At 75.1% G+C, this 11,756-nt stretch carries 15 protein-coding genes; 10 read left to right on the forward strand and 5 right to left on the reverse strand.

What is annotated here, in order from left to right:
* Positions 1 to 43 precede the first annotated feature (43 nt).
* From AC4OR8_RS07870 to AC4OR8_RS07880, 3 genes are read right to left on the reverse strand one after another with little or no spacing between them, the layout of a single operon-like run.
* The gene (locus AC4OR8_RS07870) at positions 44 to 829 is read right to left on the reverse strand and encodes an enoyl-CoA hydratase-related protein (protein ID WP_492164985.1); all 786 of its coding nucleotides are present in this window, start codon (positions 827 to 829) and stop codon (positions 44 to 46) included.
* Positions 822 to 1,376: an isochorismatase family protein gene (locus AC4OR8_RS07875; protein WP_492164986.1), complete on the reverse strand. Its 555-nt coding sequence runs from the start codon at positions 1,374 to 1,376 to the stop codon at positions 822 to 824. The genes AC4OR8_RS07870 and AC4OR8_RS07875 overlap by 8 nt, the downstream gene beginning before the upstream one ends.
* A gap of 9 nt (positions 1,377 to 1,385) precedes the next feature.
* Complete coding sequence (locus AC4OR8_RS07880; protein WP_492165316.1) at positions 1,386 to 2,702, reverse strand: nicotinate phosphoribosyltransferase; 1,317 nt, start codon at positions 2,700 to 2,702, stop codon at positions 1,386 to 1,388.
* 35 nt (positions 2,703 to 2,737) lie between these two features.
* Between AC4OR8_RS07880 and clpS the strand changes: the two genes are divergently transcribed.
* The 10 genes from clpS (at position 2,738) to AC4OR8_RS07930 (ending at position 9,713) form a co-directional block, all read left to right on the forward strand.
* Positions 2,738 to 3,034, forward strand: coding sequence for an ATP-dependent Clp protease adapter ClpS (gene clpS, locus AC4OR8_RS07885; protein WP_492164987.1), 297 nt, complete (start codon positions 2,738 to 2,740; stop codon positions 3,032 to 3,034).
* A complete protein-coding gene (locus AC4OR8_RS07890; RefSeq protein WP_492164988.1) occupies positions 3,031 to 3,615 on the forward strand; it encodes a DUF2017 domain-containing protein in 585 nt (194 codons plus the stop codon). The genes clpS and AC4OR8_RS07890 overlap by 4 nt, the downstream gene beginning before the upstream one ends.
* Before the next feature lie 10 nt (positions 3,616 to 3,625).
* Entirely contained in the window at positions 3,626 to 4,093 is a 468-nt protein-coding gene (locus AC4OR8_RS07895; RefSeq protein ID WP_492164989.1) for an NUDIX hydrolase, read from the forward strand.
* Positions 4,090 to 5,415 carry a PQQ-binding-like beta-propeller repeat protein gene (locus AC4OR8_RS07900; protein WP_492164990.1) on the forward strand — a complete coding sequence of 442 codons (1,326 nt, stop codon included), beginning with the start codon at positions 4,090 to 4,092 and terminating at the stop codon, positions 5,413 to 5,415. The genes AC4OR8_RS07895 and AC4OR8_RS07900 overlap by 4 nt, the downstream gene beginning before the upstream one ends.
* Before the next feature lie 75 nt (positions 5,416 to 5,490).
* Complete coding sequence (locus tag AC4OR8_RS07905; protein WP_492164991.1) at positions 5,491 to 5,946, forward strand: M67 family metallopeptidase; 456 nt, start codon at positions 5,491 to 5,493, stop codon at positions 5,944 to 5,946.
* 70 nt (positions 5,947 to 6,016) lie between these two features.
* Positions 6,017 to 6,289: a MoaD/ThiS family protein gene (locus tag AC4OR8_RS07910; RefSeq protein ID WP_492164992.1), complete on the forward strand. Its 273-nt coding sequence runs from the start codon at positions 6,017 to 6,019 to the stop codon at positions 6,287 to 6,289.
* A 113-nt stretch (positions 6,290 to 6,402) separates the two neighbouring features.
* A complete protein-coding gene (locus AC4OR8_RS07915; protein WP_492164993.1) occupies positions 6,403 to 6,957 on the forward strand; it encodes an NYN domain-containing protein in 555 nt (184 codons plus the stop codon).
* A gap of 21 nt (positions 6,958 to 6,978) precedes the next feature.
* The gene (locus tag AC4OR8_RS07920; protein ID WP_492164994.1) at positions 6,979 to 7,926 is read left to right on the forward strand and encodes a PLP-dependent cysteine synthase family protein; all 948 of its coding nucleotides are present in this window, start codon (positions 6,979 to 6,981) and stop codon (positions 7,924 to 7,926) included.
* Between the two features lie 141 nt (positions 7,927 to 8,067).
* Complete coding sequence (murI, locus tag AC4OR8_RS07925; protein WP_492164995.1) at positions 8,068 to 8,886, forward strand: glutamate racemase; 819 nt, start codon at positions 8,068 to 8,070, stop codon at positions 8,884 to 8,886.
* On the forward strand, positions 8,883 to 9,713 hold the full coding sequence (locus AC4OR8_RS07930; RefSeq protein ID WP_492164996.1) for an MBL fold metallo-hydrolase: 831 nt from the start codon (positions 8,883 to 8,885) through the stop codon (positions 9,711 to 9,713). The genes murI and AC4OR8_RS07930 overlap by 4 nt, the downstream gene beginning before the upstream one ends.
* A 47-nt stretch (positions 9,714 to 9,760) precedes the next feature.
* Here AC4OR8_RS07930 and AC4OR8_RS07935 read toward each other — a convergent pair whose 3' ends face one another.
* On the reverse strand, positions 9,761 to 10,453 hold the full coding sequence (locus AC4OR8_RS07935) for a response regulator (RefSeq protein ID WP_492165317.1): 693 nt from the start codon (positions 10,451 to 10,453) through the stop codon (positions 9,761 to 9,763).
* 35 nt (positions 10,454 to 10,488) lie between these two features.
* Positions 10,489 to 11,664, reverse strand: coding sequence for a sensor histidine kinase (locus AC4OR8_RS07940; RefSeq protein WP_492164997.1), 1,176 nt, complete (start codon positions 11,662 to 11,664; stop codon positions 10,489 to 10,491).
* Positions 11,665 to 11,756 lie beyond the last annotated feature (92 nt).

The following is an 11,756-nucleotide window of genomic DNA, read 5'->3' on the forward strand; positions in this document are numbered from 1 at the left end:
GCAGAAGTGACAACTGCGCGTTTCAGCTGGGGGCGGGGGCGGGTCAGTCGCCGCGGAACACCGGGCGGCGCTTCTGGGTGAAGGCGCGCATGCCCTCGGTGGCGTCGGCGGTGCGCATGAGCACGGCCTGGCCGAGGCGCTCGCGCTCGAGGGCGGCGTCGAGCTCGGCGAGGGTGGCGGCGTTGACGGCCTTCTTCGTGGCGGCCATCGCCAGCGGCGGGCCGGCGGCGAGGCGGGCGGCGAGCCGGTCGACGAGGTCGGGGAAGTCGGCGTCGGTGGCGAGGTGGGTGACCAGGCCGGCGTCGTACGCCTCGCGGCCGGTCAGCGGCTCGGCGAGCAGGCCCATCCGCATCGCCCGGGCGCGCCCGATCGACGCCGCGACCGTGGCCGACGCGCCGCCGTCGGGCATGAAGCCGATGCGGGCGAAGGCCAGCAGGAACGACGCCGACTCGGCGGCGACGACGAGGTCGGCGGCCAGGGCCAGCGAGCAGCCGACGCCGGCGGCCACGCCGCCCACCGCGGCCAGCACCGGCTTGTCGAGGGCGACGACCGCGCGCACGAGCCGGTTGGCGCGGTCCATCGAGGTGATGTCGAACCCGGCCACCGGGTCGTCGCCGACCATCTCGGCACCGGTGGAGAACGCCGCGCCGGCGTCGGCGAGCACCACCACCCGGACGTCGTCGCGCGCCGTCGCCCCCTCGAGCTCGGCGCTCAGCCGCTCGACCAGCTCGGGCGACAGGGCGTTGTGCACGCGGGGCCGGTCGACGGTCAGCCGCAGCACGCCCGCCGCGACCTCCACCCGCAGGTCGGGGCCCGGCAGCTCAGGCACCGGCCACCCCGGCGTGGCGCAGCGCGTCGAGCGCGGCGGAGGTGGTGGCGGGGGCGACCCCGGCGCACAGCTCGGGCAGCAGGCGCACGGCGAAGCCCTCGGTGACCGCGTCGAGGGCGGTGGCGCGCACGCAGTGGTCGGTGGCGATGCCGCAGACGTCGACGGCGTCGACGCCGCGGGTGCGCAGCCAGTCGGTGAGGGTCTCACCGGAGCCGGCGCGCCCCTCGAAGCCGGAGTACGCCGCCTCGTGCTCGCCCTTGCGGAACACCGCCTCGAGCCGGGAGGCGTCGAGTGCGGGGTGCAGCTCGACGCCGGGCGTGCCGACCTCGCAGTGCACCGGCCACGAGTCGACGTAGTCGGGCTCGCTCGACCAGTGGGCGCCGGGGTCGACGTGGTGGTCCTGGGTGGCCACGACGTGGTCGTAGCCGTGGTCGCCGGCGAGCAGCGAGGTCACCCCCGCCGCCACGGCGGCACCGCCGGTGACCGCCAGCGAGCCGCCCTCGCAGAAGTCGTTCTGGACGTCGACCACGATCAGCGCACGCGTCATGCCACGAGCCTAGGGGGCTGCCTCCACCACGGTCGGCACCACCGGCTCGCCACGGGTCATCGACTGCGCGGCGAGGGGCAGCTCGGCGCGCGAGCGGTGGTGGCGCTCCCGCGCGGCCTCGAGCGGCTCGCGGCCCACCACCTCGCCGCCCCGCACCAGCGGCAGCATCAGCGGCCGGTCGTCGCCGTCGTCGAGGGGGGCGTGGCCGATGCCGACCACCTCGGCCTGCGCGACGCCGTCGGTCCCGCGGCGCCGCAGCGCCCACTTGCGACCGCCCACCGAGGCCTTGTCGGGGGAGCGCTTGGCCACCGGCTGCAGCGCGCCGCCGGCGTCCTCGCGGGCCACCAGCTTGTAGACGAAGCCGCAGGTGGGGTGGCCGCTGCCGGTGACCAGCTGGGTGCCGACGCCGTAGCCGTCGACGGGGGCGGCGGCCAGCGCCGCGATGGCGTACTCGTCGAGGTCGCTGGTCACCACGATCCGGGTCTCGCGCGCCCCGAGCGCGTCGAGCTGGTCGCGCACGCGGTGGGCGAGCACGCCGAGGTCACCGGAGTCGAGCCGCACGGCGCCGAGGTCGGTGCCGGCCACCTCCACCCCGAGCCGCACGGCCTCCTCCACGTCGTAGGTGTCGACCAGCAGCGTCGTGCCGACGCCCAGCGAGTCGACCTGCGCCCGGAACGCGTCGCGCTCGGTGTCGTGCAGCAGCGTGAAGCTGTGGGCGCTGGTGCCGGTGCTCGGCACGCCCCAGCGGCGGCGGGCCTCGAGGTTGGAGGTGGCGGTGAAGCCCGCGACGTACGCCGCCCGTGCCGCGGCGACCGCGGCCTGCTCGTGGGTGCGCCGCGAGCCCATCTCGATGCAGGGCCGCCCGCGCGCGGCGGTGGTCATCCGCGAGGCCGCGGAGGCGATCGCGGAGTCGTGGTTGTAGATCGACAGCAGCAGGGTCTCCAGCAGCACCGCCTCGGCGAAGCTGGCCTCGACCACCAGCAGCGGGGAGTGCGGGAAGTAGGTCTCGCCCTCGCCGTAGCCCGACACGTCGCCACGGAAGCGGTAGGACGCCAGCCACTCGCGGGTGCGGTCGTCGACGACGCCGTCGAGCGCGGCCAGCACGTCGTCGTCGAAGCGGAAGTCCTCGATCGCCTCGAGCGCGCGGCCGACGCCGCCCACCACGCCGTAGCGGCGGCCCTCGGGCAGCCGGCGGGGGAACAGCTCGAAGACCGAGCGGCGCTCGGCGGTGCCCGACGACAGGGCCGCCTGCAGCATCGTCAGCTCGTAGTGGTCGGTGAGCAGGGCGGTGGAGGGCCGGGCCGGCGGGCGGGTCACGGGGCTCAGCGTAGGGGTGTGCGGTGCTGTGCGAGCATGGAGACGTGTCCGCTCCCAGCCCCGTCGAGGTCGAGCCGACCCTCACCCCGGAGTCGTCGACGCTGCCGTCGACACCGTGGGTGACCATCGTCTGGAACGACCCGGTCAACCTGATGTCCTACGTCACCTACGTCTTCCAGCAGCACTTCGGCTACAGCCGCAGGAAGGCCACGAAGCTGATGATGGAGGTGCACGAGGACGGTCGCTCGACGGTCAGCTCCGGCACCCGCGAGGACATGGAGCGCGACGTGCAGGCCATGCACGAGTACGGCCTGTGGGCCACGATGGAGAAGCAGTCGTGAGCGGGTTCGCCCGTCACCGCCGCAGCCGCCTGGTCTTCGCCAACTTCACCGGCTTCGAGGCCGACCTGCTGCGCTCGCTGGCCTCCCAGCTCGTCGAGCTGCTGCGCAACGAGGCCGCCGTGCCGCGCGAGGACCAGGACCCGTTCGAGGCGATGATGGACTTCTCCGGGCCCGAGACCGAGCCCGAGGACCCCGTGCTGGCGCGGCTGTTCCCGACCGCCTACCGCGACGACGCCGAGGCCGCCGCGGAGTTCCGTCGGTTCACCGAGGGCGGGCTGCGCGACGGCAAGGCCGCGGCCGCCAGCGCGATCATCGACGGCCTCGAGGAGGCCGGGCTGCCGCCCGAGCTCACCGAGGACGGCCTGGTCATCGACGTCGAGCTCGACGAGGACACCGCCCGCACCTGGATGCGCTCCTTCACCGACCTGCGCCTCGCGCTGGCCACCCGCCTGGGCGTCGAGGACGGCGACGAGGCCTACTGGGAGGCGCTGCCCGACGACGACCCGCGCGCGCAGGCCCACGACATCTACGACTGGGTCGGCTACCTGCAGGAGACCCTGGTCGGGGCGCTCTCACGATGAGCGCGCGCTGATGGCGATCCCGCCGTACGTCGCCGACCTGCGCGCCCTGGTCGGCACCCGCGAGCTGTGGCTCCCGGGGGTCACCGCGGTGGTGGTGCGCGACGGCGAGCTGCTGCTGACCCGCCGCGTCGACAACGGCGAGTGGGCCCTGGTCACCGGGATCGTCGACCCCGGCGAGGAGCCGGCGGTGGCCGCCGCGCGCGAGGCGCTCGAGGAGTGCTGCGTGGAGGTGAGCGTCGACCGGCTGGCGTCGGTGTCGGTGAGCCCCCGGGTCGTGCACGCCGGCGGCGACCGTGCGGTCTACCTCGACCTCACCTTCGCCTGCTCGTGGGTCTCCGGGGAGGCGAAGGTCGGCGACGACGAGAACCTCGAGGTGCGCTGGTGGCCCCTCGACGCACTGCCGCCGATGCAGCCCTTCCTCCACGAGCGGCTCGACGCGGTGCTGGCCGGCCACGTCGCCGCGGCCTTCCGCACGTGACCCGGCCCCGCCCGGCGCGTCGCCTCCTGGCGGCCCTCGCGGTGTCGGCGGCGGTGCTCACCACGGGCTGCTCCGGTGACCCGGCCGGGCCGACGGCGGGCACGGCGGGCACGGAGGACTCGGTGAGCGCGGCGAGCAGCGAGGCCGCGGAGGCCGCCACGTCGGCCCCGGCCGTGCGGATCGGCGACGCGCAGTGGACCAGCCTCGACTCCTCCGCGCGCGGGGCCGTGCCGGCCGGCGTGGGGGAGCGCTCGGTGCTGGTGCGGGGCGCGGCCGCCGGGGACGGGCCGCTGGTGGAGGTGGTCGACCGCGCCACCGGCGGCGTGCGCTGGTCGCTCGGCGGTAGCAGCAGCGGCAGCACCGGCGGCAGCACCGGCGGCAGCGCCGGCGGCAGCGCCGGCGACCCGGTGCGCGCCGACGGACGCCTCCTCGACCTCGACCCCACCGACGCCCGCCTCGGCCGCGGCCCGCAGGTGCCGGTGGTCGCGCCGTACGTCGTGCGCGGCGGACCCGCGGCGGGCGAGCGCGGGGTGGCGGCGCTGTCGCAGGACGACGGAAGCCTGCAGTGGCGCTGGGCGCCCTCCGGCGGGTCCGGCGCCGTGCGCACGGTCGGGCTCGGACCCGACGCCGTCGTGGTGGAGGTCGCCGCGCCCTCGGGCCGTGCCGGCGCGGCCACCCTCGTGGGGCTCGACCCCACGAGCGGGGCCGTGGCCTGGCGGGTGCGGGGACTGACCGGCTCGGCGGTGGCCGGCGACGTGGTGGTGGCCGCGGCGCCCGCGCCCCGGAGCGGCCCGCAGCGTGTCGTGCTGCTCGACGCCGCCACCGGCCGCGAGACCTGGCGCGCCCCGCAGCCCGGCTACTTCGCCGGCGCCACCGACGACGTGTACGCCCTGACCGTCGACGGGCAGGCCGGGGCACTGCTGGTGGACGGCGCCACCGACAGCACCGAGCAGCTGCAGACCGCGGTCGCCGCCGGGCCGGCGGTCGGCGGCGACGCGCTGCTGGCCTGGGTGGAGGCCGACCACAGCACCGGTGCCGTCGAGCTGGTGACCCTGGCCTCGGGGGAGGACCGCCCGGTCACCGCCCCGCTGCCCGAGGCGGTGCTCACCGACCCCTCGCCCCGCCTGCTCGGCACCACCCAGGGCCACGTCGTGGTGCAGGGCGCCGACGGCGTCTGGCTGCTCGACCGCGCCGGTGCCGTGGCCGGTGAGCAGGTGGCGGGCCGTCTCGACCGGGTGCTGCCCGACGGGCTGGTGCTGGTCACCGGCACCGCCGATGGCGCCCCGACCTACGAGGTCGTGGGGCTCGAGCCGGCTCCGTGACCCGGGATCGTCCGAGGCCCGGGCCGGCGGGCGCCGGGTCGTGCCCGGGCGCCGCGGGGGCCTAGGCTGGACGTCGTGCTGACCATCGACCGGGCCACCCACGACGCGATCGTCGCCCACGCCAAGCGCGACCACCCCGACGAGGCGTGCGGGGTCGTGGCCGGTCCCGAGGGCAGCGACCGCCCGGAGCGGCTGGTCGAGATGGTCAACGCCGCGGGCAGCCCGACGTTCTACGAGTTCGACTCCACCGACCTCTTCCAGCTCTACAAGGAGATGGACGAGCGCGACGAGGTGCCGGTGGTCGTCTACCACTCCCACACCGCCACCGAGGCCTACCCCAGCCGCACCGACATCGGCCTCGCCAGCGAGCCGGAGGCCCACTACGTGCTGGTCAGCACCCGCGACTGCTCCACCCCCGAGGGGAATAACGACGGTCCCGTGGAGTTCAGGTCCTACAGGATCGTCGACGGCGAGGTGACCGAGGAAGAGGTCGTGGTCGTCGACGTCCTGCCTCCCGCGCCGAGCGCCTGAGCCACCTGCGCGACCGTCCGGCAGCACCCACCAGCGTCACCCACCGCCCAGCACCAAGGAGCCCGCACCCATGGCCATCGAGGTCCGCATCCCGACCATCCTGCGCACCTACACCGGCGGCGAGAAGGCCGTGCACGGTGACGGCGCCAGCCTGACCGCGCTGATCGACGACCTCGAGGCCCACCACCCCGGCATCAAGGGCCGCCTGATCGAGAACGGCGACCTGCGCCGCTTCGTCAACGTCTACATCAACGACGAGGACGTGCGGTTCATCGGCGGCCTGCAGGCCCCGCTGAGCGACGGCGACCAGGTCGTCGTCCTCCCCGCGGTCGCCGGGGGATGACCCCGGACGGGGGAGCGGACCCGGTGGCGGCGGCCGAGCCGGTCACCCGGCTCACGAGCCGCACCCGCACCCGCCCGCCGACAGGCCCCGCCCCCGACAGGACCGACGACACCATGAGCGAACGCCGCACCTTCGTCCTCGTCGACGGGGAGAACATCGACGCGACGCTCGGCAACTCCCTGTTCGGGCGCCGCCCGACCCCGGAGGAGCGGCCCCGCTGGGAGCGGGTCACCGCCTTCGCCGAGGAGGAGTGGGGCCAGCCGGTCACCGGGCTGTTCTTCCTCAACGCCAGCAACGGCCACCTGCCGGCCAGCTTCGTGCAGGCGCTGCTCGCCCTCGACTACCGCCCGGTCCCGCTGTCGGGCCGCTCCGACGAGAAGGTCGTCGACATCGGCATCCAGCGCACGCTGGACGCGCTGCTCGGCCGCGACGCCGACGTCATGCTGGTCAGCCACGACAGCGACTTCGCACCCCACCTGCAGCGCCTGCTCACCGGCGAGCGCCGCGTCGGCATCATGGCGCTGCGGGAGTACACCTCCACCCACCTGTCGGCCCTCGACCTCGACGTGTTCGACCTCGAGGACGACGTCGCGGCGTTCAACGTGCCGCTGCCGCGGGTGCGCATCATCGACCTCGACGCCTTCGACCCCGAGACCTTCCTGCGGTAGCCCCCGCGGGCCTGGAGACCCATGCGCTACGACAACCTGCTCGCCTCCGTCGGCGGCACGCCCCTGGTGGGCCTGCCGCGGCTCTCGCCGAGCCCCGACGTCCGGCTGTGGGCCAAGCTCGAGGACCGCAACCCCACCGGCTCGATCAAGGACCGGCCGGCGCTGCGGATGATCGAGGAGGCCGAGAAGGACGGCACGCTGCGTCCGGGCTGCACGATCCTGGAGCCGACGTCGGGCAACACCGGCATCTCGCTGGCCATGGCGGCCAAGCTCAAGGGCTATCGCATCGTGTGCGTGATGCCGGAGAACACCTCCGAGGAGCGCCGCCAGCTGCTACGCATGTGGGGGGCGGAGATCATCTCCTCACCCGCCGCCGGCGGCTCCAACGAGGCCGTGCGGGTGGCCAAGCAGGTCGCCGCCGAGCACCCCGACTGGGTGATGCTCTACCAGTACGGCAACGCCGCCAACGCGCTGTCGCACGAGGAGGGCACCGGACCCGAGCTGCTCGCCGACCTGCCCTCGATCACCCACTTCGTCGCGGGGCTCGGCACCACCGGCACCCTGATGGGCACCAGCCGCTTCTTCCGCCGGGCCAAGCCCGGGGTGCGGATCGTGGCGGCCGAGCCGCGCTACGGCGAGCTGGTCTACGGCCTGCGCAACCTCGACGAGGGCTTCGTGCCCGAGCTGTACGACGCCGACCTGATCGACACCCGCTTCTCGGTCGGCCCGCGCGACGCCGTGCGCCGCGTGCGCGAGCTGCTCGAGCTCGAGGGCATCTTCGCCGGCGTCTCGACCGGCGCGATCCTGCACGCCGCGCTGGGCCAGGCCGCCAAGGCGGTCAAGGCCGGGGAGAGCGCCGACATCGCGTTCATCGTCTGCGACGGCGGGTGGAAGTACCTGTCCACCGGCGCCTACGAGGGCACCGTCGACGAGGCCGAGGACCGTCTCGAGGGCCAGCTCTGGGCCTGAGCGGGCCCCCGGCGTCCCCGCCTCGGCGGCGACGCCGTCCCGCCCCGGACGACGGGGCGCACCACCACCGTCGACGTGACCTGCGTCGCCGCGGCGGGTGGGGCCGTGCGGCTGCGGCGTCGAGGACATAGCCTTCCTGTCGTGCCCGTCCCCGCAGCCGACGCCGACGCCCCCGTCGGCATCTTCGACTCCGGGTTCGGCGGCCTCACCGTGGCCCGGTCGGTGATCGACCAGCTGCCCCACGAGTCGGTGCTGTACGTCGGCGACACCGCCCGCCAGCCCTACGGCCCCAAGCCGATCGGCGAGGTGCGCGAGTACGCCCTGGAGTGCCTCGACCACCTGGTCGAGCAGGGGGTGAAGGCCCTGGTCATCGCGTGCAACTCCGCCAGCGCGGCGATGCTGCGCGACGCCCGCGAGCGCTACGACGTCCCGGTGGTGGAGGTGATCCTGCCGGCCACCCGCCGTGCCGTCGCCGCGAGCCGCACCGGTCGCATCGGGGTCATCTGCACCCGCGCCACGGCCGAGTCGATGGCCTACGACGACGCCTTCGCCGCCGCACCGCACGTCGAGCTGACCACCCGGGCCTGTCCCCGGTTCGTCGACTTCGTCGAGGCCGGGGTGACCAGCGGTGACGAGCTCCTCGCGGTGGCCCACGAGTACCTCGACCCGCTGACCTCGGCCGGCGTCGACACCCTGATCCTGGGCTGCACCCACTACCCGCTGCTCACCGGCGTCATCTCCTACGTGATGGGCGACGGCGTCACGCTGGTCAGCAGCGCCGAGGAGTGCGGCAAGGACGTCTACAAGATGCTGCTGCGCACCGGGCTGGCCCGCAGCGGCGGCGACGCCACCCACACGTTCCTCACCACCGGCTCGCCGGCGGAGTTCGAGACCATCGGCCGGCGCTTCCTGGGCCCCGAGATGTCGGCGGCCAGCCAGTTCGCCGGTGGTCTCGCGTGAGCGGGCCCCTGGCCCAGGAGTCGGCCCAGGAGTCGGCCGAGCAGCCGGCGTGGCGTCGGCCCCGGCTGACCGTCGTCGGCTGCTCCGGGTCCTACCCCGGCCCCGACTCCCCGGCCAGCTGCTACCTGCTGGAGGCCGAGCACGACGACGGCAGCGGCCTGCGCACCTGGCGGGTGCTGCTCGACCTCGGCAGCGGCGCGCTGGGCGCCCTGCACCGCCACGCCGACCCGCTGGCGATCGACGCGGTGCTGCTCAGCCACCTGCACGCCGACCACTGCCTCGACCTGTCGGGCTACTACGTGCTGCGCAAGTACCACCCCAGCGGCCCGCAGCCGCAGCTGCCGGTGTGGGGTCCCTCCGACACCGCCGACCGGATGGCGCGCGCCTACGACCTGCCCGTCGACCCCGGCATGCGCGAGGAGTTCGACTTCCGCACCTGGCCCGCGCAGGTGCAGGTGGGGCCGTTCGTGGTGCGCGCCGTGCCCGTCGACCACCCCGTGGAGGCCTACGCCCTGCGGGTCGAGGTGGCCGGGGCCGTGCTGGCCTACAGCGGCGACACCGGCCCCTGCGCCGGTCTCGACGAGGCGGCCCGCGGGGCCGACCTGCTGCTGGCCGAGGCGTCGTTCCGCACCGGCGACGACAACCCGCCCGCGATGCACCTCACCGGCCGGGAGTGCGCCGAGGCCGCGCGGCGCAGCGGGGCGGGTCGCCTCGTGCTCACCCACGTCCCGCCGTGGTTCGACCCCGCCCACATGCTCGCCGAGGCCGTTGCCGCGTGGGACGGGCCCACCGAGCTGGCCGTCGCGGGCGCGACGTACGAGCTGTAGGCCGGTCAGAGCAGGTCGATCGGCGCAGGTCGATCGGCGCGGGCCGGTCAGAGCAGGCCGGCGTCGTGCACGCAGATCGCGATCTGCACGCGGTTGGTCACGCCGAGCTTGTCGAAGAGCCGCGAGACGTGCGCCTTCACCGTCGGCACCGACAGGTGCAGGGTCGCCGCGATCTCGGCGTTGCTGTGGCCGCGGCCCACGCAGGTGGCGACCTCCAGCTCGCGGTCGGTGAGCCGGGCCAGGCGGGCGCGGGCCTCGCCGGCGCGTCCGGCGGGGGCGTCGCTGCGCAGCCGCTCGACGAGGGTGCGGGTGATCGACGGCGACAGCATCGCCTCGCCGGCCGCGACCCGGCGCACCGCGGCCACCAGGTCGTGGGGCGGGGTGTCCTTGAGCAGGAAGCCGTCGGCGCCGGCGCCGAGCGCGCCCATCACGTGCTCGTCGGCGTCGAACGTGGTCAGCACGATGACCCGTGGCGGGGTCGTGCCCGGGGGGCGGGCCTCGGGGCGCAGCAGCGCCCGGGTGGCGTCGAGGCCGTTGAGCCGCGGCATCCGGATGTCCATCAGCACGACGTCGGGCCGCAGCGCGGCCACCAGGTCGAGGGCCTGGCGACCGTCGGTGGCCTCGCCCACCACCAGCAGGTCCTGCTGCCCGCCGAGCATCAGCCCGAGCGCTGAGCGCACGAGCGGGTCGTCGTCGACCACCAGCACCCGCACCGGCGCCTCCGACGGCGGCGCGCCCAGGACGGCGGCGGGACCGGCCGGGCCGGCCGGGGGAGTCAGGCCGCCCACGGCAGCCACCCGTGCAGCAGGAAGTCGTCGACGTCGCGACGGTGGTGGAGGCGACCGCCGCGCAGCTCGGCGCGCTCGGCCAGGCCCACCAGGCCCAGGCCGGCGCCGGGGGTGCCGGCGTCGGGGGAGACGGTGTCGGTGAAGCCCAGCGGGTTGCGCACCCGCACGTCGATGCCGTCGCGCGGGGAGCCGCTGATCCTCACCGAGACCCGCGCGCCGGGGGCGTGCTTGCGGGCGTTGGTGATGCCCTCCTGCACGATGCGGAAGACGGTGCGCCCCACGATGTCGGGCACGGCGTCGCGGTCGGTCACGGTGTCGTCGAGGCCGACGTTCAACCCCGAGGCGCGGGCCTCCTCCACCAGCGCCGCGACGTCGGCGTACGTCGGCTGCGGGGGCTCCAGCAGGTCACCGCCCTCGTCGCGCAGCACGCCGAGCACGCCGCGCAGGTCGGTGAGGGCCTGGTGGGCGGTGTGCTGGATGACCTCGGCGCTCTCGCGCATCTCGTCGGCGCTCAGGTCGCGGCGGAACGACAGCGCGCCGGCGTGCAGGGAGATCTGCGAGATGCGGTGGGCCAGCACGTCGTGCATCTCGCGGGCGATGCGGGAGCGTTCGTCGGTGCGCGCCTTGCCCGCCCGCAGGTCCTGCTCGGCCTCGGCGCGCTCGGCGCGGTGGCGCAGGGTCCAGACCAGCTCGCGCCGCGAGCCGATGTACATGCCCCAGCCCATGCTCGCCCCGACCGCCACCACGGTCGCGACCAGCGAGAGCCACAGCGGGCTCTGCGCGAGCTGCGGCTCGACGACGACGTACACCATCGACGCGACCACGCCGACGAGCGAGACCGCCACGATGGGCAGGAAGCGGCGCCGCGAGGCCAGCGACACCGCGGCCAGCGTGGCCGGCCCCGCCGAGACGCCGGAGACCGCCGCTGCGGCGTTGGTGAGCAGGGCGACGGCCACCGGGAAGCGACGGCGCCAGAAGACCAGCACGTAGGTGAGCAGCCCGACGCCGAGGTCGACGGCGAAGAGCACCGGGGCGACGTCGAGCTGGGCCACGGCGTACTGCGGCCACACCACGGCGCTGATCAGCACGCACAGCACCAGGCGCCACGCCTGGTGCCACCAGGTCAGGGGAGGCTGGTACTCCTCCGGGCTCGGGCGCTGCACGGCCTCAGCGTAGGGGGCCCCGGCCCGGTCGCGCAGGGTCGGAGGTCGTGGCCACCCCCTACTTTGGTCTGGGCGGTCCTGGACCGTGGTCC

This window comes from Nocardioides sp. FY1077 (genome assembly GCF_058681775.1).

Excerpts from the sequence above, each read along its gene's own strand:
- AC4OR8_RS07910 (WP_492164992.1), top strand. The coding sequence starts at position 6,017 with ATGGCCATCGAGGTCCGCATCCCGACCATCCTGCGCACCTACACCGGC.
- AC4OR8_RS07920 (WP_492164994.1), top strand. The coding sequence starts at position 6,979 with ATGCGCTACGACAACCTGCTCGCCTCCGTCGGCGGCACGCCCCTGGTG.
- AC4OR8_RS07875 (WP_492164986.1), bottom strand. The coding sequence starts at position 1,376 with ATGACGCGTGCGCTGATCGTGGTCGACGTCCAGAACGACTTCTGCGAG.
- AC4OR8_RS07915 (WP_492164993.1), top strand. The coding sequence starts at position 6,403 with ATGAGCGAACGCCGCACCTTCGTCCTCGTCGACGGGGAGAACATCGAC.
- AC4OR8_RS07895 (WP_492164989.1), top strand. The coding sequence starts at position 3,626 with ATGGCGATCCCGCCGTACGTCGCCGACCTGCGCGCCCTGGTCGGCACC.